Annotated in this window: 17 protein-coding genes; 2 read left to right on the forward strand and 15 right to left on the reverse strand. The window is 54.8% G+C overall.

What is annotated here, in order from left to right:
- Positions 1 to 718: 718 nt before the first annotated feature.
- From MWU61_RS15670 to hppD, 3 genes are all read right to left on the reverse strand, one after another.
- Positions 719 to 1,210: a cupin domain-containing protein gene (locus MWU61_RS15670; RefSeq protein WP_247129358.1), complete on the reverse strand. Its 492-nt coding sequence runs from the start codon at positions 1,208 to 1,210 to the stop codon at positions 719 to 721.
- Between the two features lie 16 nt (positions 1,211 to 1,226).
- A complete protein-coding gene (locus tag MWU61_RS15675) occupies positions 1,227 to 2,198 on the reverse strand; it encodes a glyceraldehyde 3-phosphate dehydrogenase NAD-binding domain-containing protein (protein ID WP_247129359.1) in 972 nt (323 codons plus the stop codon).
- A gap of 85 nt (positions 2,199 to 2,283) precedes the next feature.
- Positions 2,284 to 3,378 (reverse strand): 4-hydroxyphenylpyruvate dioxygenase, encoded by a 1,095-nt coding sequence (hppD, locus tag MWU61_RS15680; protein WP_247129360.1) that lies wholly within the window; start codon positions 3,376 to 3,378, stop codon positions 2,284 to 2,286.
- Positions 3,379 to 3,507: 129 nt separating this feature from the next.
- Between hppD and MWU61_RS15685 the strand changes: the two genes are divergently transcribed.
- On the forward strand, positions 3,508 to 3,969 hold the full coding sequence (locus MWU61_RS15685; RefSeq protein ID WP_247129361.1) for an Lrp/AsnC family transcriptional regulator: 462 nt from the start codon (positions 3,508 to 3,510) through the stop codon (positions 3,967 to 3,969).
- On the opposite strand, the gene MWU61_RS15690 is transcribed toward MWU61_RS15685, so the two are convergent.
- From MWU61_RS15690 to MWU61_RS15700, 3 genes are read right to left on the reverse strand one after another with little or no spacing between them, the layout of a single operon-like run.
- A complete protein-coding gene (locus tag MWU61_RS15690; protein ID WP_247129363.1) occupies positions 3,958 to 7,062 on the reverse strand; it encodes an adenylate/guanylate cyclase domain-containing protein in 3,105 nt (1,034 codons plus the stop codon). The two genes, MWU61_RS15685 and MWU61_RS15690, sit on opposite strands and share 12 nt — an antisense overlap.
- A 20-nt stretch (positions 7,063 to 7,082) precedes the next feature.
- A complete protein-coding gene (locus tag MWU61_RS15695; protein WP_247129365.1) occupies positions 7,083 to 11,126 on the reverse strand; it encodes a GMC oxidoreductase in 4,044 nt (1,347 codons plus the stop codon).
- Positions 11,123 to 12,520 (reverse strand): metallophosphoesterase, encoded by a 1,398-nt coding sequence (locus MWU61_RS15700; RefSeq protein WP_247129366.1) that lies wholly within the window; start codon positions 12,518 to 12,520, stop codon positions 11,123 to 11,125. The genes MWU61_RS15695 and MWU61_RS15700 overlap by 4 nt, the downstream gene beginning before the upstream one ends.
- Positions 12,521 to 12,637: 117 nt before the next feature.
- Between MWU61_RS15700 and MWU61_RS15705 the strand changes: the two genes are divergently transcribed.
- Positions 12,638 to 13,330: a Crp/Fnr family transcriptional regulator gene (locus tag MWU61_RS15705; RefSeq protein WP_247129368.1), complete on the forward strand. Its 693-nt coding sequence runs from the start codon at positions 12,638 to 12,640 to the stop codon at positions 13,328 to 13,330.
- Here the strand turns inward: MWU61_RS15705 and MWU61_RS15710 are convergent.
- From MWU61_RS15710 to MWU61_RS15750, 9 genes are all read right to left on the reverse strand, one after another.
- Complete coding sequence (locus tag MWU61_RS15710; RefSeq protein WP_247129369.1) at positions 13,327 to 14,727, reverse strand: TRAP transporter large permease; 1,401 nt, start codon at positions 14,725 to 14,727, stop codon at positions 13,327 to 13,329. The genes MWU61_RS15705 and MWU61_RS15710 overlap by 4 nt on opposite strands.
- 2 nt (positions 14,728 to 14,729) lie before the next feature.
- Complete coding sequence (locus tag MWU61_RS15715) at positions 14,730 to 15,368, reverse strand: TRAP transporter small permease (protein ID WP_247129370.1); 639 nt, start codon at positions 15,366 to 15,368, stop codon at positions 14,730 to 14,732.
- A gap of 69 nt (positions 15,369 to 15,437) precedes the next feature.
- Complete coding sequence (gene dctP, locus MWU61_RS15720) at positions 15,438 to 16,448, reverse strand: TRAP transporter substrate-binding protein DctP (protein ID WP_247129371.1); 1,011 nt, start codon at positions 16,446 to 16,448, stop codon at positions 15,438 to 15,440.
- A gap of 122 nt (positions 16,449 to 16,570) precedes the next feature.
- Positions 16,571 to 16,963 carry a monovalent cation/H(+) antiporter subunit G gene (locus MWU61_RS15725; protein ID WP_247129372.1) on the reverse strand — a complete coding sequence of 131 codons (393 nt, stop codon included), beginning with the start codon at positions 16,961 to 16,963 and terminating at the stop codon, positions 16,571 to 16,573.
- Positions 16,960 to 17,247: a K+/H+ antiporter subunit F gene (locus MWU61_RS15730; protein WP_247129373.1), complete on the reverse strand. Its 288-nt coding sequence runs from the start codon at positions 17,245 to 17,247 to the stop codon at positions 16,960 to 16,962. Before MWU61_RS15730 ends, MWU61_RS15725 begins: the two co-directional genes overlap by 4 nt.
- Complete coding sequence (locus MWU61_RS15735; RefSeq protein WP_247129374.1) at positions 17,244 to 17,744, reverse strand: Na+/H+ antiporter subunit E; 501 nt, start codon at positions 17,742 to 17,744, stop codon at positions 17,244 to 17,246. The genes MWU61_RS15730 and MWU61_RS15735 overlap by 4 nt, the downstream gene beginning before the upstream one ends.
- Before the next feature lie 2 nt (positions 17,745 to 17,746).
- Complete coding sequence (locus tag MWU61_RS15740; protein ID WP_247129375.1) at positions 17,747 to 19,330, reverse strand: monovalent cation/H+ antiporter subunit D; 1,584 nt, start codon at positions 19,328 to 19,330, stop codon at positions 17,747 to 17,749.
- Complete coding sequence (locus MWU61_RS15745) at positions 19,327 to 19,674, reverse strand: Na+/H+ antiporter subunit C (RefSeq protein WP_247129376.1); 348 nt, start codon at positions 19,672 to 19,674, stop codon at positions 19,327 to 19,329. The genes MWU61_RS15740 and MWU61_RS15745 overlap by 4 nt, the downstream gene beginning before the upstream one ends.
- Positions 19,674 to 22,538: a monovalent cation/H+ antiporter subunit A gene (locus MWU61_RS15750; RefSeq protein ID WP_247129378.1), complete on the reverse strand. Its 2,865-nt coding sequence runs from the start codon at positions 22,536 to 22,538 to the stop codon at positions 19,674 to 19,676. Before MWU61_RS15750 ends, MWU61_RS15745 begins: the two co-directional genes overlap by 1 nt.
- Positions 22,539 to 22,587: the final 49 nt, after the last annotated feature.

The raw sequence follows: 22,587 nt of genomic DNA on the forward strand, positions 1-22,587 counted from the left end.
GATTACCAACACCACCAGCCGTCCAAGCCTGAATAGTCACACCCGCAGACTGGTATTCATTATCAACAATCGTACCACCAGATAGATCATTAAAATCAATCGTCTTCGTCATAACTCATTCTCCTAAGGCTCTAATAAGCCGTACCATTCAACGCTTGTCGTAACGTCCAGCCACACCCTGACGACACAACTGCCATCAGCTACAATTCCATTCATCCGGATACACCTGTGAAACAGGCCACTACCACAGACACCATCATTCTTCGCATCCCTCAGATCTGAGGAAGGCACGATTGCCCCAACAACCGTCAGCCTGCTGCCAAGCTTTCACCACTTTAGGTCACCATCCAAACGTCACCAAAGAAAAACCGCCCCAAATCTGTCTCAATGTGGCGATTTTCGACAATCGCTTGTTTGCTGACCTCTGCCCATCCACGAAGCGCGACACACTGTAAACCAAAGCGACACAATTATCCGGGATTATTGCCAGAATTATAGGGGGAACTTCAGACGCAAGCTCCCCGACACCCAGTCATTGTTTCACCTTTAGCAACAACAGCACCACGCTGCTTTCTGCCTTATTCGAGCAATGGCATGACAAATTATTCGGCATGTTCAAGTGATTTTCCAAAACAATGCGCCAAAGGCCAGTCTATTGGGCGCGCTGCGTAGACAATATATCTCTGAATCGTTGCTGATAAAGATCCCGAATCACCCCTTACTTGATCTTGGCACCTGCAGTTGTCAGCCCGATATCGTCGTGATCAACGAGGTTCCACGAGAGGCCTTCGTTGCGATAAATACGCTTACCCAGACGCGTGTAATCGCCAACATCGTGCGGCAGCCTTTGCCCTACAACAATGCATTGAAACGTCTCGGTTCCGGTGTTCTTGATCGAATGTGCAAGGCCACCCTTGCGATAACCTATGAAATCACCAGGACCGATTTCGTGCGCTTCGTCGCCGATATAGGCTGTTGCGGTTCCCGCCAGCACGTAAACACATTCGTCTTCATGGTGATGGACATGGTGTTCTGTTGTCTCGCACCCCGGTTCAACCGAAATGATATGAAATCCGAACCCGGTCAGCCCTGTGAGATCACCCAGAGATTTATTGATACGCTGCGCATTCGAGTTCAGGAAATGGGTCTTCTGCAGGCCTTCCATCTTTGCGATGTCATCAGCCTTGAGCACGTAATTGCTGTCATCCATTGTTGGTCCCCTATGATCACCCCATGCGAGCAGCCATTTCGAGCATTCGGTTCGAAAAGCCCCATTCGTTATCATACCAGCCGTATATCCGGACAAGCCCCCCTTGGGTCACGCGTGTTTCCGGTAAGGCGACGATCAGACTTTCTGGGCGCGCCCGTAGGTCTGTGGATACGAGGTGTTTGTCGGTTGATCCAATGATACCGGATTGCTGCGAAAGCACTGCTTGTACGTCATCAAGGGCTACCTTTGCGTCGACCGTCACGGTCAGATCAACGGCAGACACAGACGCCACAGGCACCCGAACGGCCGCCCCCTCAACCCGACCTGCGGTTTGCGGCAGTACCTGATCCAGCAAGCGATGCGCCGATGTTGTTGTCGGCACCATCGACAGGGATGCGGCCCTGCTGCGCCCGAAATCCCCTCGCGGCGCATCAATTGTGGGCTGGCTACCGGTGTAGCAATGGATTGTCGTCATCCAGCCTGTTTTGAGGCCCCAAGTGTCGTCTATCAGCTTGACCAGCGGCGCCAAAGCGTTTGTCGTACATGACGCGTTTGAGACAATCTTCTGGTCCGCTAACAGATGGTCGTTCGCGCCCAGAACTAACGTCACATCTGCGGCGTCGGATGGGCCGGAGATCAGAACGCGAGACGCGCCCGCTTTCAAACCACGTGATGCAACGGCGACCGAACCTGCGGTGCCCGTACATTCCATCGCCACATCGACGCCAGTCAGATCAAGCGTGCTGAGATCATCGGTTGTGTGCAGTGGGATTGGCTTGCCGTTGATGACAAGTGCACCGTCTTGTAGCGCGACATCGCCACGGAACGGACCAAAGATACTATCGTATTCGAACAGATGCGCGCACAGGTCAGGCGCGCATAGATCATTGACTCCAACAACCTCGACTTCTGGAACAGCACCATATGCCCATGCACGTAGCACGGTTCGTCCAATACGACCCAAGCCATTGATAAAGATACGCGTCATCCGCACCGTCCCCACATGAATTACGGCCAAGCTGCATCGCACCTTGGCCGTTCACAAGTGGTTTCGCGTACCAGATACAATCCGCTTAGCTGGCTTTCAGCACACCCCGTGCGATCTGATCTGCCTCGATGCTTTCGAACAGGGCCTTAAAATTACCTTCCCCAAAGCCATCGTCGCCTTTGCGCTGGATGAATTCAAAGAAGATCGGGCCAATCACGGTCTTCGAGAAGATCTGCAAAAGGATGCGGGTTTCACCGCCGTCGAGCACACCTTCACCGTCAATCAGAATGCCGTGCTTGCGCATCCGATCAAGCGGTTCTTGGTGACCACCAACGCGTTCCTTCGATAGGTCGTAATAGGTGGGCGGCGGGGCTGGCATAAACTTGATTCCGCGCTCTGAAATTTCGTCAGTGGCGGCATACAGATCACGAGCACCTACGGCGATGTGCTGGATGCCTTCGCCATTGTAGCGCTTCAGATATTCGACAATCTGACCGGTTTCACCGCGGTCTTCGTTGATCGGGATACGGATACGCCCACAAGGCGACGTCAACGCGCGGCTCGTCAGACCAGAATGTTTACCAGAGATATCAAAGAACCGAATTTCGCGGAAATTGAACAGGTCGCCGTAGAACTTGAACCAGACGTCCATGTTCCCCTTATGCACATTGTGCGTCAGGTGATCGAGGTAGTGAAAACCAACGCCTTCGGGATGCGCATCAGACACCCAGTCGAATTCTGCGTTGTACGGGTTCGTGTCATAGTAATCTTCAATGAAGTACAGCAGTGACCCACCGATCCCCTTGATCGCCGGGACATCCATGATTTTGCCGTCGCCGACATAAGGTTCGGCACCCATTTTCACGGCATGATCAAAGGCATGTTGGGCGTTCACGACACGCCAACCCATAGATGGGGCGCAAGGACCGTGTTCGGTCACAAAATCCATGCCATGCGTACCAGCTGCGTTATTGATCACATACGTGATGTCGCCCTGCTGCCAAAGTTCGACGGCTTTTGATTTATGCGTAGCCGTATGCGTGTAACCCATTTTGGTGAACAATACGCGCAGTTGCTCGGGGTCTTCATGGGCGAATTCAACGAATTCAAACCCATCAGTCCCAGCAGGGTTTTCATCAGTGATTGTGGCGCGTGGCGCGTCGTGTGGAAACGGACCCATTGGAAACTCCATATTTGCATTTCACCACCGTATCGCACGAAGGGTGCGGCAAGGGCGCGAATTTCAAACTTGGATCGCAAAATGCACGTCAATCTTGCGCATATTTGTAAAATCACGCATGAATGACGCATGAGACCACTTGACCAAACAGACGAACATTTGCTTGCCTTGCTGCAAGCCGATGCGCAGACATCTGCTGCAAAGCTGTCCCAAACCTTGAACTTGTCAGCATCTCAAATCAGTCGCAGACGACAACGCCTTGAAGAAGACGGCTACATCACGGGCACGGTTTACAAGGTAGATGCCGTCAAAATCGGCCTGACGGTTCAGGCATTTATCCAAGTTCAAACTGACGCCCACACGAAAGAAACCCACGCATCGTTTCTCAGGCTGATCAAAACGCGGCGCGAGATTACAGGCGCGTGGACCATGACCGGCGACGCTGATTACTTGCTGCGGGTCTATTGCGCCGACCTTCCGGCATTAAACAGGTTCACCCAAGACGTGCTTTTGCCGCATCCGTCAATCGGGCGGGTACATAGCCAAATCGTGATGGAAGACCTCAAGGACGCAAGCGCCCTACCCGTGTAATTTGCGCAACGCATCTTCGGCGCGCGTCATGAGCAAGGCCATCCCTTCGGCGGTCGCAATCTCAAAACCCTCTTTCAGTAGCGTTTCAGCACGCTTATGTTCACGGTTTGACAAGGCAATCAGGCCCAATCCGATCTGGGCGCGCGCAAAATGCGCACCTCTTGGGCCGCCAAGGTTTGTCGTGAAGGTCTTCAAATCCGATGCCGCGCGTCGCTTTGCGGTCAGTTTGAGTTGCACAAAAAGAGCAATGTCCGCGATGCTCGGTTTGTCTTTGGCAAAGTCAGGACGGCCTTCGGGCGCTTCTGCGTCAGGATCGATCAAACCCGCAATGGCCAACAAAATTTCTGACCTCAGGATATAGGTCTGCCGGATCAGGTTGATATTGCCCTTCGCGTCCACGTCTTTGATCAGGGCATTGATCAACCGCCAACCCAAGGCAAGATTGCCATTCTTGACCGCCAAAACGACTTCGATCCAATCAAGGGAATGGATCAGGTTGTAGTCGCCTAATTCCCAAACACGTGCCCGCAAAGGGTGCAACCGCTTCCGCACATCAGCAACGGGGTACATAAAGCTGTGCGCGAATACTTCGATACACGTTGATGCGTAGTAATCCGCAGTACCCGGAATGGCGTCACGCATACTTACTTTCACCGCGCGGTATGTCGCCTCAGGATTGCCTTCGACTGTGTAGACCAGTGCGCGCGACCATTGGGCGAAAGACAACGCGCGACGATCATTTTGGGTCCGCGCAGCATCCGCAATTGTATCCGCTACGGCAAGCGCGCGCACGCGCCGCCCCGACGACCGGTAAATCGACGACAACAGATAAAGAGCGGTCATCGCCAGAAACCGATCACCGGCAGCAACGGCAACGGGTTCCACTTCGGCCGCAAGACGTTCGACAGTTTCAAGCGGTTCCCAGTTCGTTTCTTCATAGATCCGCATCAAGACAACCTTGGCCCACGCAGCCCCCAACGCATCACCCGCTATACCCGCGTCAGTTAGCGTCGTTTTCGCCAGCTTTAGCGCGGTTTCATAATCGCGCAGATGCGTCAGGGCCATTGCATGCGACGTCCGCGCTTTGCCCAGATCCGGCGTATATCCGGCCTTCTCCAACCGCGGAAAAATCCGCGTCGCGATCGCGCGGGACCGATTGTGCTGCACCGAAATATCCAACACGTGAAACCATGTCGCAGCCATTTCGCCCAGCGCCATGTCATCAATAACGGTCGGGTCCGCCTCGATCATTTGCATGGCTTGTTCAAGGTTTTGATCAGCCTCTTCCAACGCGTATGTCGCCAATTGAAGCTTTGCGGATTTGATAAGGTAATGAACGGCTTTGGGCGGGACACCTGCCTGCACAAAGTGATAGGCAAGCTGACTGGTACGTTCCGTTACTTTTGTTGGGCTTTGCTCAATCGCGATGGCAATACGGTGGTGTATGCCTGCCTTCGCGCCCGTCAACAGCCCCGCGTAAACCGCATCCCGGATCAGGGCATGCGCAAAACGCCAACCGCCGCCAGAAGTTGCTTCGACCAATCCAACCATTTGATCCAAGTCACTTGTGCAATCGTCCCGCTCAGTCGCCGCATTTAGAATATCAGTTGGAAAGTCGCGCCCGATTGCAGCAGCCACTTGCAACATCGCCTTCTGGTTTTCAGGTAGACGATCAACGCGGCTCAGTACCATCTGTTGCAAGTTACCAGTCAGATAGTCATGGCTGTCGCCCTTGATCTCTAGTCCGTCGGGGCCATCATACAACGCATCACCCTGACGCAACGCGCGGGCAATTTCGACAGCGATCAACGGATTGCCTTCAGATTTCTGCGCAACATCATTTGCCATTGCTGGCGAAATGGCGCGCGCAAACCCCGCCTCAACGATGCTGCGGATATCGGACTGCTTCATCGGTTGTAGGTCGAAGGTGGTCGGCGCATTCGGATCAATCCAAACGGGCAGATGTGTGGGTCTGCTTGTGACGATCAACGGGACAGGGTCGTCCTTGAGCAATCCGATCAGATCATGTGTCGCCGTATCAATCCAATGCACATCTTCGATCACAAAAACAGCGCCATTCAATCGAGACAACCCGCGCAAAATTGCCATAAGCGCATCGCGTTCCTGCAAAACACGCGTCAGCGGATCGGTTTGATTATCCTTTGGTTGGATTGCCTGAGCGATCAATGCGGGATCGCAAATTTCGGGCTGAGATTTGTGCAGCGCATCCAGCGCGACGGTAAAATCTGCTTCAGCCCCAACAGAGCTGGCTTGACGAATAATGTCATATATCGGTGCAAACCCGACCTGTCCCATTGGTGCGCATTGTCCGACAAAGACGGGCCTGTCTTTCATCCGCCCGATGACTTCAAACAACAAACGCGATTTGCCTATGCCGGGTGGACCGATGATCGCGGAAATGCCGGCAGACGACTGCGCATCAAGGATTTGATCAAGCTCGACCTCGCGACTAACAAATGCGGGTGCTGCACTGTGGCGCGCGCCTTCAAATCGTGATCGGGGTGCCGTGACGCCATCCATTTGATGAACACGAACAGCGACCCGATAACCTTTCACAGGTTGCGGCCCCAGATCCGAGGTTTGTAAAAACCCGTCCGTTTCCCGTCGGATGTCTTCGGACAGAACGATGCAGCCGGGGTCTGCGATGGCCTGTAATCTGGCGGCCAGATTGACGGAATCGCCAACAACTTTGACATCCTGATCACGCCCTTTGATCACCATGACATTCCCGCCCGCAATGCCGCTGCGGAATTGGGGGGCGACACCAAATTTCGCGTGAAGCGCATCAACATCGCCCGCAATGCCCTGCTGGAATGCCCATGCTGCTTTACAGGCCTGAAGGCTGGCGTTTTCAAGCGCGCGTGGCGCGCCAAATGCAGCCAAAAAACCATCGCCCGCCGTATCGATCACCTGACCGCCATGGGCCGTCACTTGGGCTTTGGCCATGGCAAGAACGTGTTCTAGCAACGCAAAAACCCGTTCATCCCCAAGCTGTTGCAGGATCCGGGTAAAATCGACCATGTCGACCGCCAGCATGGCCGTCCACCGCTTTTCGCCAAGGGGATCCGTCACGATTTCACCATAAGTTGACGCTAGGTCGTGTCGTCCAACGTGGCAAGTAAATGCTGAAACACATCCCGTGCTGCGTCTTTGCCGATAAAGCAGTCCATATGCCCGTAATGCGGGATGAGCTTGCGGCTGTATCGTGACTGGTGATCCGGGAAAGCATCGTGCAACCACTTCAGGGACCGGATGGTCGCTTCTGGCATCATTTCTTGATTACAGTCACCCGCGATAAAATGGACCGGCATCGTCATACGCGCGACACCATCAAGGTAATTGGTCTTGCCATCCATACTAACGGCGTGCCCTTGCCCGAATATCTTGGCGATGTGTTGGAATGGTTTGGGATGCACCGGCCCAAACAAATGGCGGATCGCGTTATGTGTCGCCTGATTTAATTGTGGATGATGATAGCTGGGACCAAAGAAAAAGTTGATCCGATGGCAAGTCGGACTGTAGCAATCCGACGGCGCAAAATTCGGAACTTTCCAAAGCAGACCGTCGATAGCCGGATCAAGGTCAGGACCAATCATCGTCAAGCTCGGGGATCGCGGCTCCACCGTCCCAACACCCGTTTTAGCCATATACGTCAGAACCGGCCCAAGGTTCATCAGATCGACCAAACCCCACATGTTTTCAGGTAGACCTTCGCCAACATAACGGGCCAAACCTGCATCTGCTTTGGCGTAATTCGCCCAGTTTGTAACCGCATGTGGACCCGTTTGGGATGCGATAATCGACCGGACCCGTGTTTCACCCGCAAGCACGGCCATGAACAGTGACATCGATCCTATACAATGAACGATTGTCTGTACGTCCACCACATCATCAGGGGTGTTTTCTAGAACACAGCTAATCGCGCTTGGCCAATCCACCATCGCCACATCATCAAGCGTGAATGGTTGCCTGCTGGCAGCGATGTCGCCGCTGCCGCGATAGTCGAATAGCCAGACATCGTAACCGGCACGGTACAGCACCTGAACAAGATTGGTGTGGACGGTGGACAACGCAAAAGACGACGCCTTTGTCCCGAAACCACCCGCCAGCATTACAGGCCCTTTGCCGCCCCCATCATATCGGGTCAATTTGACGGTCAGGTCATCCCCCACGCTTGGATGAAAAACCGTGGGTTCCGGTAGGTCAGCGGGCGGGATGTCATCGCCAGCGTCCTGTGCTGGAAAGTTCATCAAATAGGCGTAGATATCGCCATAACACCGCGCAATCGTTCCCACGAAACGGGCAGCGACCTGCTGTTTCGATGCGGCCTCTAGCGCGGATTGTGCTTTTGAATTCTCGGCTTTGCGATCAAGCAGATACGCCATTGCTTGGATCACTCTTGCCCGCACTTCTGAATTATTCAAAACGTCAGGCAAAGTCTTGATCGTTTCACCGTCGAACTGCATGTCCCTATACATATTCTCAAATGCCTGACGGAGATCATCGCCGCCGTGCCCGATTTGAACGGTGCTGGCCTGCCGCATCGCTTCTTCGACACCAACGACCAAAATACCCTGCGCGACCAGCTTATCGCCGTGAAGAATATCCAGTTCGATTTCCGTCAAGTCGGTCCACCAATGGGACTGTTCACGCCGTTTGATCGTCTTGATGCCGTTAAAGGTGAAGGTGCGCCCAACATGATCCTTCGGGTTCAATTTGCCAGAATATCGCATTTCCCAGCATTCAACCTTGTCCGTGTTCGGCATTAAAAATGCGAATTCGCCTTCGACGTCAAAGGTGCCCCCTAAAAACGGACTGGTAAATTCACCCTCTGTGATCGTGGCAATGCCGTCAGGCGGAGTCAGCGTTGCACGGATCTGCGGCGTCTGAATGACCGTTGTTAACGTCGTCACCTCAGGCACGGCTGCGGCGACTTCGTAGGGCCGCGTGGGACGCGGGGTGTCGTTCAGACCATTTGCGGAAATGTGACCGACCATCGTTTCATTCAACGTGGCAGGTGGCGAAAAATCACCCATGTGATCTTGCAGAACCGACATCAGACTTGGGCCGTCAGGGTCATCATGCGCGGCCAAGATGGCGTCTAGCACAGTGATGATTTGTTCAAGCGCCGGACCAATAGCCTCTTTCATCACTGCGTCGTTTTCGACGAGCACCAGCAGGTCATCGGCGGAAATGATGGGGAATTCCGGATCGGTGTCAGAATTGACGTAGATTCTGTAACCAATGACGACACTTTTCCAAGCTTTCTCCAGCGCGTTGCGGGCATCGTCATATTCGTTAGTGGCAATCGCGACCTTACAAGACCGCAGCGGTTTCATTAACCGCTTCAGCAAATTGTACGGATCAGCCTGAACATCTGCGCTATCGCCTTTTGGCAAGGGGGCAAGATCGGTCCAGTCAATCGTCCAATCTTGCGCCTCAGCCAGACGTTCCATCGCCCGTTCTGCAACAGCCGTGATTGTCAGATGTGGGTTCACGCCGACACCGTGAGGCAAGGCTGCACCGTCACAAACGTACAACCCGTTGTGGACACCGCCGTCAGGATCGAAGACCTGGCAATCGGCGTTCACCACGCCATCCGCAGCCGTTTCCCCCATGCCGCAGCCGCCGATGGGATGCACCGTCATCACACGGTTCCCAAAAGCATCCTGCCAAAACGGAAGCGGCATAAATTCGGCTTTGATCGCATCACTGCCTTGGCGCAGCACCTCCGCATCACCGACAATCGCAGGATCAAGACCTGCATCCGGCCAATCCACGACGATCATATCACCTGACATTTTCAACACCCCGTCAGAGGCATCATGGCTCATTACCAGATATGGCAAGGTCCGTGAAACGGGGCCATCGTAAGACGTCTCGGCCAGCTGTGACGGATCATCAATCAACGCAGCCCCGAGATCAGCGGCATCTTTCAAGCGTTCTGTGACGTCCCCGAACCGGAACGGATCGCCCATCAACGCCTCCATCATCGGTAAAACAGCCGCATAACCTGCCGCCAATGCGCCGGGCATGACGCCTTCTTCGATGATCAACCCGTCTTCCAGCGTTTCGGTACGATCACGCAAATCGATCATGCCGGTGATGCAGGGACCGGGCAGATAGCGGTCCTGTGTCTCCGCCGTGACGGTCCGATCACCCGCGCCGACACCGTACACCGGCAATCGGCCGTCGCCGTCAGCCATGTTGGTGTTGTACCCAAAGGCCCAAACATCACCATTGCCCGAAAACCGCTGCCCCAACTGCGCACTGACAGGCAATCCTTTAGTTCGACTGCGCATCAAAATTTCAGTCGTGCCCAATGTGCCAGCAGCCAAGATCACAATCTTAGCGGTCAGGACCAGATCACCAACCGTGACTTCCCAACTGGTTTCATGCGTCTTTGGGTCAATAATCTTCGTCACATAACGGACAGACGCGCCTGTGAATATCTGCGCATCATGGCGCCAAGCATCTAACAGGTAGTTCATGAGGACCGTGTTCTTGGCCCCGTAATTGCAGCCAGACACGCAATCGCCGCAGTCGTTGCAGGGCGGCTGCCAAAGCCCTGCCTTTGTGTGCTGCCCGTCAAATGTGACATTGATATCGGGCCGCAGACAATCGGCACCCAATCCGTCAGCCACCTTTTCAAGAGCCTCAAACTTAGGCTTTGTACGCGGATACGGCGTAGAACCCAGCATCTCGCGGGCCCGCGCATAATAGGGCTTCAGGATATCGGTGTTTTGCGAAAACGGGGCAGGCCAATGTTTGAAAATGCGCGGATCCGCTTCAATCGCGACATTGGCGTTGATCAGGGACGTCCCACCTAATCCACACCCGACAAGCACATGCACGCCATCATTGATCCGCATATCGTAAAGGCCATCAGGTTTCCCTAAAACCTCTCCCGTCTTACTCAGGTGGACTTGAAATTCACCCATCGCCGCTGACATTTCACGCGGGTAGTCGCCCGGATGAATTTCGCGACCGCGTTCAAGAACAGTGACAGCCTGACCAGTGCGTGCTAGCCGGGATGCAGCCACGCCGCCCCCGTAACCGGACCCGACGACAATGATGTTGTGATCGACAGGTGCCTTCGAAAAGCATCGCGAGAGCGGCGGCAGGTAAAACGTCATGATGATACCCCTTGCGCGGTCAAATCAAGCAGCATCGCTTGGCGATCGACGTAAGCTACCCGAACCGTTTCTGCGAAATCAGACAGGATGCGCTGCATGTCAGGGGTCGCCTTACGCGCCTGCAGGTCTTTGACAAACGCCTGCATACTGGCGCGGGGTTCGCTAAGTACTTCGAGATAAGCAAGTGGCACAATTCCGGCTTGCGGCGTCATGAAAAGACGCAGAGCCACGACATTCAGGTCATCGTCGATCAACACCATCGCCGCCCCTTCTTTGGTATCAAGTCGCGGATCGTTCAGCACCCAACCGCCCGTGTTGTAGACCTTTAGCGGCACGTCAAAACCGGACACCTTCATCCGTTCCGAAAATGGTTTGTGTGTATGGCCAAAGATCACAGTCAGATCGTCGGGCACATGCCCCAGTTCATCCATGATCTGTCGACGTATCGGACCACCCATGAAAGACGCGAAACCGTCACGACCTTTGGTGGTAAGGGATTCGATAACGGCGAAACGTTCGGTGTCACGGTATTTGCCGACAGTGGCGTCCAACAGCACACGAGACGCGATCCGCAGCACTTCTTGCACGCGCAGATCACCCGCCAACGGCAGCTTTTCACCCAATTCGGCGCTGACAATTTCGGCGACTTGGGCCGATAGCTTCCGAAAACCCGTGCTTGTCAGCAGGTTCTGATACAAATCACTGGCATCACTCGATAGCCCCGCGTCGCCGATGGTCGACCAAAAGAAATCAATCCAACCAGCGTTTTCACCAGCAATATCAGCGACAGTCAGTTCCGCGCGATCACCGTTTGAAAAGATGTCGCGCAATGTGCTGATCAGAAGATATCCTTCCTCAAAGAAATGCCCGTGATGAAGCAGAACTGCGCGGCCATCCTTTTCAAATCCAATGTTCGGATATCGCAAATCGACATCGCCAAAGCCCGCATCTTTGACCAGAGCGTCCAACATCCGACTGCGCGCGTTTGGCGCTTCGCGAAATGCGGGGGTTGCGTTGCGATAGGTTACGCCATTTGACGACATCCCAGCGACGTCTAGCGCAAGCCGAGCGTCGGTCCATAAAGCGTGATCATGATTGCCTGCCGTCGCTATTACTTTGTCTGCAAAACAGCCGCTTTTTTGCAGACGCGTCAGAAAACCTTGTGCATTGTGGTAAGCATGGGTGCGGTCCGAAAATTGCAGGTCCAGCACATCCCCCAACAGTATCAGCTGCGGCTTGTCTTGCACGCCCAACAAGGCGCTGACCACATCGACAAAGCTATGCGTGACAGGGCTGGGTTCGGGCGGCCCTATCGCGCCACCTTCGGGTAAATTCATCAGCAGACTGGTCGGCGCACCGGCGTGTAAATCCGAAATACAGACGTATCGCAGCATGACCTTCCCCCTCCACAACCACCCTGTGCAGCCCAGTTCCACCTGTCAACCTATGCGAAGGACAGGGATCGCATGGCCAATGCTTGACCGGTCAGGCCCGACACCAGATAAAACCTCATGAGCATTTTTGACGCCAAGTTGGACGAAAGCAGCAGTATTCTGGTTGCAGCGATGGCCCCTGCAGACTGCCGCGTCCTGTTTGAAAACGCGCGTCGTGCAACTTATCCAGCGGGGCAGATGATCTTTGCGGCGGGCGAACCAGGTCAGATGGTGATGCTCATCGAAACCGGCAGGGTCGAGGTTTCGGTCACATCAATGACAGGCCGCAAATCCGTGCTTGCGCATATGGGACCGGGCGAAGTTCTTGGTGAAATCGCGGCTTTGGATGGCGGGGTGCGCAGCGCTGACACGGTGGCAACAACACCGGTGACCGGTTTAGTTTTGTCGCGCGAAAACATCCTGAAATTTGTGACCGAACGCCCTGCGATTGCCCAAGCGATCATTACCGAACTATGCCGCAAAGTTCGCAACGCCTCCGACATGTTCACTACCCAATCAATCACTGAAGGTGGGCCGCGGCTCGCGCAAGCATTATTGCGACTGTTCGACAAATGGGGCGTTGTGGAAGAGAACGCGACACTCCTGTCCGAACGGTTTTCCCAAACGGAAATTGGGGAATTCAGCGGTCTTGCCCGTGAAAACGTAAACCGCCATCTCAAATCGTGGGCAGAACTTGGTATTCTGAATACACAAGGGCGGCGCTTACGTCTGATCGACCGCGCCGCCCTTGAAAATATTGCCGCAGGTTAAACTTGGCTGGGTAGCCAAAGCACGATCCAAGGGAACGCGACCAGCAGGGCGATTGTAATCGCATCAGCGATGAAGAACGGTGTCACGCCTTTGAATACGTCCTGTACGCTAAGGTCATCGCGAACACCCGCCACGACGAAGCAGTTGAGACCGATAGGCGGTGTGATCAGACAGAACTCCGCCATTTTCACCACCAAGATCCCAAACCAGATCGCGCACATCGGACCAGACATGCCGAATGTGCTGTCCACGGCCGCAACCGCTTCGCCACCGTTCAGCGCCATGACGGCCGGATAGACCACCGGCAGTGTCAGCAGTAGCATCCCGATCGCGTCCATGAACATGCCCAGCACAGCGTAGGCCAACAAGATGCAGATCAGGATCAGCATTGGCGCCATGCTCAACGACGTAATCCAATCGGAAAACGCACCCGGTAGGTCAGCAAAGCCCAAGAAGCGGACATAGATCAACACGCCCCAGATGATCGTGAAAATCATCACGCTTAGTTTTGCGGTCTCTAACAAGGCGTCTTTCAGCTGGTGCCAGCGCATTCCGCGATACATCGCGACCAAGAATACGACGAACGCACCAATGGCGCCGCCCTCTGTGGGCGTACCCCAAGCGTCGCCGCCAAACGGGTTATAAACGAACAAGATGATCGTCAGAACCACGAACACGATAGGCAGCGCAGGAGGCAGCGATTCAAACCGTTGACGCCATGTAAAGCCGCGCACGGGTGGGCCGAAATTCTTGAACGTCATCGCCATCCCGATGATTAGAGACGCATAAACGATCGCAGAAAACGCACCGGGCACGAAACCTGCAAGCAGCAATTTACCCACGTCTTGTTCCACGATGATCGCATAGATGACCAAAATAGCAGACGGCGGGATCAACGACGCCAGCGTTCCTGCTGCAGCCACAACACCAGCCGCGAAACGTTTGTCATAGCCAATATCCAACATTTCTGGGATCGCGATGCGCGCGAATACCGCTGATGTCGCAACGGATGCGCCAGACACCGCTGCGAAACCAGCTGTCGCGAATACTGTCGACACAGCCAAACCGCCCGGCACCCACGCAAACCAACGCTTCGCAGCTTCGAACAACGCCTGCGTCAGCCCCGCATAATAGGCCAGATAACCGATCAGAATGAATGTCGGGATCAAGCTCAGCGCTTGTGACGCGACCTTTGAATGTGGCACCTGCCCTGCGGTTTTCACCGAAACGGTCAGCGCCCACATGAACTGTTCAGGATCGTACCCCTTCTTCGCCCAGAAAATCCAAATCAAACCGGTCATGCCTGCCATTGCCGCCGCGAATGCAACACGCATCCCCAGCAAAACCAGCACCAACATGCCGCCTGAAACGATCAGGCCAATATCAATCGGTTCCATGTTTAACGGCCTTCTTCTGCGCCAGAGACCGTCTCGGCCTCCATGCGGGCTTGGGTTGCGGCATCAGCGACAAGGGGCACGGCGATTGCCTGTTCTTCATTGCGGATGATGGCGCGGACATAGGCCCAGACCTGCAACATCAATCGCAAGCACAGGACGCCAAATGCGACGGGTGCCAACAGTTTCGCGGGCCACAGTGGCAGGGCGATATCCATTGAACTGTCGCGACTCCACATGGGAGATCCGAAATCAAAGCTGCGCGCGAAATGCGCCCAAGTGCCCCAAACAAGCAGGATCATCAGGATCAAAATGGTCAGTGTCGTGATCAGTTCGACAATATACAATGGACGACCGCTAAGCTTACTAACGATCATGTCCATCCGGATGTGACCACCGTCCCGCTGGGTAAACGAAACGCCCATAAAGGCGATCAGCGGCATCGCCTGCTGAATCCAATCGACATATCCGGGCAGCGGTTGGTTAAGAAAGTTGCGCCCGCCAACGGACACAACGGCCAGCAGCATCAAACAAAAAACCGCCAAACCACTAATCAGGGCAAAAGCGCTTTCGAGTTTGTAGAGCTGTCGGTCAATTTTACTGAGCGTACTGTCGTCGGACAGCACAAGGGATGAACCAGCCATGGCAGGTCTCCGTCCAAAAATGAGAAAGACCCCGCGCCGACAGTATCAGCGCGGGGTCTGTATCAGGGTTTAGCTGTCGCCAGCGATCATGCCAGTCACAAGATCGTACAGTTCTTGCGCAGGCAAACCACGACCCGCGTTATCCGCGATCCATGCTTCAGCAGCAGGGGCAGCAGCGGCTTCTTTGAAGGCTGCGATTTCGTCATCTGTGAATGTCACAGATGTGATCCCGCGCTCTTCCAATGCTGGGCCCCATGCAACCATCGTGTTGTCGTTGTAGTTGGACACATAATGATCAAGCGCTTCGTCGATGGAATCCATCAATGCAGCGCGGTGATCGTCTGACAGGTCGTTCAACGCGTCAGTGTTCGCCACAACGGGGCAGTTCACAGTGCCCGGGTTCAGGTTTGTCGTCCACCACGTACCATTTTCGATTGTGCCAAATGACATGTGTGCGTGTGGTGCGAATGCGACCGCTTTCACAACGCCGCTGTCCATCGCCTGACGTACTTCGGTCGCGGACATGGATGTTGGAACACCGCCAACGGCTTCCATCGCTGCACCGATACCACCGGTTGCACGCACGGACAGACCATCAAAGTCAGCCAAGGACGCAGGCGCATCGCCGACACCAACAAGGTTGTACTGCGGCAGTGGGGACGGCATCAAAAGCGTCGCGTTCCAACGACCAAGGTCTTCTTGGGCTGCTGGGTGGCCGTAAACAGCCATGGACAATTCAACTTCCTGCTCAAGCGATGACACGCCGAGGAACGGCAATTCCAGTACTGTGATGGATGGGTTCTTATCGCGGTGGTAGCCCGCACAGAACTGCGCCATTTCAAACGCGCCGATGGAAATACCATCTAGGTTCTCAGTGTTCTTGGACAGACCACCATAGCTGATGTTCAATGTGAATTCGCCGTTCGTTTTCTCGGAGACGAGTTCAGCCAGCTTTTCAACGTGTTCGGTAAACGCACGGCGTTTACCCCAAAGCGATACGTTCCATTCGGTGGCCAAAGCTTCGCCAGCAAATGCAAGTGTGACAGCCACAACAGCGGATGATTTCAAAATAGTACGCATGATTTTCCTCCCAGAGACATGCTGATGTCTGAGGGAAGCCTAGCAAAGGATTTGCGACCTGCCTATGCAAGAAAATGCCTAGCGACGTGGTTCTGCCCTGCGGATTCCCGCAAAGCCGGTTTTCAGCTTTCGACAGGCGTCTCTGCCAGTTCGCGGTCCGCTTCAGGCACGTTCAATGTGGCCCATGTATCATCGCGTGGCGGCGGCGGTGGCGTGATACAAGATTGGTTGTGAATGTTCACTTTCGCCATGAAATTCGCAGAAATCGGGGCCGTCACAAACAAGAACCCCATGATCAGCAATTCATGCAATGACCCCTGCCCAATCAGGAAAGAGTTCAACATCGACGCCATCAAGAACGCACCGATGCCGACAGTCCCTGCCTTGGTCGGGGCGTGCAGGCGGCTCATTGAATTATCAAGTTTCAGCAGGCCGATGGCGGCGACAAACGTAAAAAACAGGCCAATAATCAGCGAAATCGCGACGCCAATGGTGAGAATAAGATCAAGAGTCATTCGATGATGTCCCCCCGCAGTACAAATCGGGCGTATGCGACCGTGGAAACGAAACCGAGCATTGCAATGATCAGCGTTGCTTCGAAATAGATTTGCGAGCCTTGGAAAATGCCGATCAAAACGATCAAACCAATGGCGTTAATCACCATCGTGTCCAGCGCTAGAATACGGTCGCCCGTGCTTGGCCCTTTCCACAGTCGGACCATCGCCATGATCTGGGAAATCGCCACGATGATAAACGCGGCGTACAGGCACCATGTCACAAGATCAGTTGCAAAGGTCATTGGAATATCTCCAGCAAACGGCGTTCGTAGCGGTCTTTAATGTCATCGCGCACTGCGTCCGGATCATCAGCATCCAGCGCATGCACAAGCAGGCTGTGCCCTTCGTCGGACAGATCAGCCGAAACAGTTCCGGGCGTCAGCGTGATCGTTCCCGCAAGGATCGTGATCGCCTCTGGTGACTTCAACTCCAGCGGGATGATAACCCAGCACGGTTTCATCTGCGCGTTGGATTTCGTGAGGATGATCCAAGCAACTTGGACGTTCGCGACAAGAATATCCCAAACGACCAAAACACAGTATTTCAGCATCGGGATCAGGCGCATCCGGTCAGGGCGATCCGGCCACCAACGTGCGGTCAGGAACGGGATGACGATGCCCAGAATGATCCCGAAGACGACCATCCCAGCAGAAACGCTGTTCTGCAGCATCGTCCAAACGACGGCGAGCAAGAGCGTCAGGAAAGGGTGTGGGAACAGTTTTTGAATGAGGTGTTTCATATCTAGTGCTCACCTTCTTCATCAGTCGCGTGATCGTCGTCACCGTACCCATCGTCTTTGTAATCCGACAGCTTGCCCGGTGTGTCCAAAACGGTCGAGATATACGCGTCAGGCGCAAACAAATCTTTGGCAATCGCCGTCGTGTAAGACGTCGCGGGTCCTGCAAAGACCGTGTGTGCCACAAGCATCGCGATCAACCCACCGACCGCGACATAAGACAACGCAGCAGGCGGTGCCGCGACCTCTGCATCTTCGGGAACGGGCACGCCTCTTGCTTTCCAAAACACCGTGCTGCCTGCCCGCGCAAAACCCACAACGCTGATCAAGCTGGCCCCAAGCACAACTGCCCAGACCCAAACCATCGTCGCCGTGTCAAACGCAGCATCCAAAATCAGAAGTTTGCCCAAGAAGCCGGACAGCGGCGGCAGCCCAGCCATAGCAATGGCGGCAACAAAGAACATCGCAGCGGTGAGAATACCGCCTGCAATTGGCGGCTGTGCCGTCAGGTTCAGGTTTTCACGACCCGCGCGTGCAAGGTCAGCGATCAGGAACAGGGCCGCCGCAGCCAACGTCGAATGCACGATGTAGTAAAGCGCGGCTGCAATCCCTTCGGGTGTGAACAGCGCAATCGACACCATCACCATGCCCATAGATCCGATGACCGAGAACGCAATCAAACGATCCAGCTTTTTCGCGGCCAATACGCCGATCATGCCAACAGCCAACGACACGAGTGCAGCAGGCATCAACCACCAACCGTGAAGGCCAACAGTCGCCTCAAGCTCTGGCGGGAAGATCATCGTATAGACCCGAATAATCGCGTAGGCCCCAACCTTTGTCATGATCGCGAACAAGGCCGCGACAGGTGCTGGTGCTTCCGCGTAGCTGGACGGTAGCCAGAAATGCAGCGGCACAATCGCGGCTTTGATCGCGAACACCATCAACAGCAGCACGGCCGCAACACGGATACCGGACGATTCCAACGGATCGAACATCTGCACGCGCACAGCAAGATCAGCCATGTTCAGTGTACCTGTCTCTGCGTAGATCGACCCAAGCGCGAATAGGAACAGGGTCGATCCAAGCAGGTTAAACAACACGTATTGAACACCCGCCCGCAAACGGACAGTGCCGCCCGCGTGGATCATCAGACCGTAAGACGCGATCAACAATACCTCGAAAAACACGAACAAGTTGAACAAATCGCCCGTCAGGAACGCGCCCATGATGCCCATCAGTTGGAACTGGAACAAAGCATGGAAATGCCGCCCGCGATCATCCCAACCGGACCCGATGGAATAGAGCATAACAAACAACGCAAGCACCGATGTCAGCAGGACCATCAAGGTTGATAGCTGATCCGCGACAACGACAATCCCGAACGGTGCTGCCCAATCACCAAGCTGGTACAGCGTCACAGTGCCATCAGATGCTTGCCACGCCAGCCCCAAGGCCACAACGATCAGACCGACAATACCGGCCAGCGAAATCACCCGTTGAATCCCGATGTGATACCGCGCGGCCAGCACGATGAACGGCGCCAGAAACGCGGGCAAAACGATAGGTAGAATGACCCAATGGCTCATGACGCATCTCCCGTCTCTTGTTCGGGTTTTGGATCATCAACATGATCGTCGTTTGCGCCAAGGAACGCGCCCAGTGCGATCATCACGACGACCGCAGTCATCCCGAAAGAAATCACAATCGCGGTCAGGACCAACGCTTGAGGCAAAGGATCGGTGTAGGTCGTCGCATCCGTCAGGATGGGTGGTGCGCCAACAGTCAAACGGCCAGATGCGAACAAGAACACGTTCACCGCATAAGTCAGCAGCGATACACCCATAATCACAGGGAACGTCCGCAAACGCAGAACCAGATAAAGACCCGCAGCGGTCAGAATGCCAATGGCGGAAGCAACAAGAAGTTCCATTATTGGGCCTCCGCTTTCAATTCATCGTCTTCGCGGGATGGGTCAATATCCATCGGGTGATCCGGATCGTCCACATGGGCACGACGAGCCAGTCGCGAGAAGCTTTCAAGCGACAGCATCACAGCACCAACAACGGCAAGGAAAACACCCAGATCGAACAATGCGGCGGTTGCCAGCTCGAATTTCTCAAATGGCGGAATACGCACATAGGTAAAGTCGGATGTCAGGAACGGCCTACCAAAGAACCACGACCCGATCCCCGTGAGACCCGCGATCAGAACACCGGCCCCGATCACACCGTGATACGGATAGCGGACACGGGCCGACGTCCAGCTAAAGCCGCTCGCCATGTACTGCATCACAACCGCAATCGATGCGACAAGACCCGCGATGAAACCACCACCCGGTTCGTTGTGACCGCGCCAGAAGATATAGAACGCAACCATCAACACGACCGGCATAATCACACGGGTCATCACAACCATCATCATCGGGTGCATATCACCCGCACGCGGCTGATCGGGTTTGCGGTTCAGCAGACGGGCGCGGACAGGGCCGGACAGCAACGTCTCGGTCAGCGCGTAAATCAGCAAGGCCGCGATCCCGAGCACGATGATCTCGCCGTAGGTATCAAAGCCACGAAAATCGACGAGGATCACGTTCACGACGTTCGTACCGCCGCCCCCTTTGTAGGAATTGGCGAGGTGGTATTCGGAAATGCTCGGTGCGATCGTGTCCCGCAGCAAGTAGTGGTAGGACAGACCCATCGCAGCCAAACCGACGACAACGGAAATCACCGTGTCAGATGTCCGGCGCAACGCACTACTTTCAATCGGTGTCCGGTTCGGCAGGAAGTTCAGTGCAAGCAGCAGCAAAATAATTGTGACAACTTCAACAGTCAGCTGGGTCATCGCCAAATCAGGCGCGCTAAACACGACAAAACCAACCGAAACCATTAGGCCGACAATCCCAATCAGGATCAGTGACAACAGGCGATTGCGGTGCAAGAAGACGAGCCCCAAAGTCGCAGCAACCAACATCAACCAACCAGCAATCTGAATGAAGTTCGCGGGCTGCAATTCCCGTGTGGCCGGCGCCACAGTTCCGGTTGCCCAAGCGTGGTAGCCGACAGCAACGACCGTCACCGCCATAATCGCTGCATTGCGTGAAAACGCACCATCATGCAGCGGCGCGATGATCTTGCGCGACAGGCTGACGGCAGCGGCGATGATTGCATCAAAGATTGTTTTCGCTTCTGGCCGCGGTGCCGCATCCCACAAACGTAGCGCGGGATTGAAGATCGCCAGCATCAGCAAACCGCCGACAACCGCGATGATGGACATGTAAAGCGCGGGCACCAAGCCGTGCCAAATCTTGAAATGCGCGTCAGGCACCTCTGCCGCTTCGCCCAAGACTGCTGCCGTGACGATCTTGATAAACGGCTCGGCAAGGAACGGCGCGACACCGATCAGCACGACCAGAACAGCCAGCAACGCGGGCGGACCCCACATGCCAACAGGTGGATCATGCGGATGCGCAGGGTAATCGTCACGCTTTGGCCCAAGGAATGTGTGACCAATCAAGCGGAAACAATACGCGGCTGAGAACAGCGATCCGATAGTCGCAAGAACAGGCACTAACAACGGTGAATTGAACAGAACCGTGTGCTCCGCTTCTTCCAGCATCATCTCTTTAGACAAGAACCCGTTGAGCAGCGGAATACCCGCCATCGACAGTGCTGCAATCGTTGCGATCCCGAAGGTGATCGGCATCAGGTGACGCAAACCGCCCAGCCTGCGGATGTCGCGGGTGTGGGTTTCGTGGTCGATGATACCGGCAGACATGAACAAAGCGGCCTTGAACGTCGCGTGGTTCAGGATATGGAACATCGCTGCCATCGCGCCGAACGCGGTGCCTGTTCCGAGCAACATGGTGATCAGACCAAGATGTGAAACGGTCGAAAACGCCAACAAAGCCTTCAGGTCATGTTTGAACAGCGCAATCACAGCGCCCAGAACCATCGTGATCAGGCCAGCGGTGGTCACAATCACAAACCATTCGGGCGTGCCGGACAACACCGGCCACATACGGGCCATCAGGAAAATCCCGGCTTTCACCATCGTGGCAGAGTGCAGATAGGCAGACACAGGCGTCGGGGCCGCCATCGCGTGAGGCAGCCAGAAGTGGAAGGGGAACTGGGCCGACTTGGTGAAACAACCCAATAAGATCAGGATCAAAGCAGGCAGATACAGCGGATCAGCTTGAATCAAGTCGCGGTTTTGCAGGATCACGGACAAATCATAGCTGCCAACGATCTGACCAAGGATCATCATCCCACCGATCATCGCAAGGCCACCCATCCCCGTGACAGTCAGGGCCATGCGGGCACCTTGGCGACCCTCGGGCAGATGCTTCCAGTAGCCGATCAGCAAGAATGATGACAGTGACGTCAATTCCCAGAATATCAACAAAAGCAATATGTTATCGGAAAGAACGATTCCGACCATCGCCCCTTGGAACAGCAACAGATAGGTGAAAAATTCGCCCATGTTGTCTTCGCGGGCCAGATAGAAGCGGCCGTATGTGATAATAAGAAGACCAATCCCAAGGATCAGACAAGCAAAGAAGAACCCAAGCCCGTCGAGCATCAAGGTCATGTTCAGACCAAGCAGTGGCATCCAATCAATGCGGGCGGTGACTAGATCACCGGCCAGAACTGCGGGCAGGTTCGTCAACAAACCCACAAGGGCCATCAAAGTCACCATGAACGTGACACCTGCGACGGCCGTCCGGCCAGCAGCATTCATAACGCCGGGCAGCAACGCCCCTAAAAATGGCAAAGCAACGATAAGGAAGAGGGACACGCGAACTCCTGATCTTTAGGCCGAAATGGTTGGCTCGTTTTGGTTTAAA

Source organism: Loktanella sp. F6476L (assembly GCF_023015725.1).
In the GTDB taxonomy this organism is placed as follows: Bacteria; Pseudomonadota; Alphaproteobacteria; order Rhodobacterales; family Rhodobacteraceae; genus Yoonia.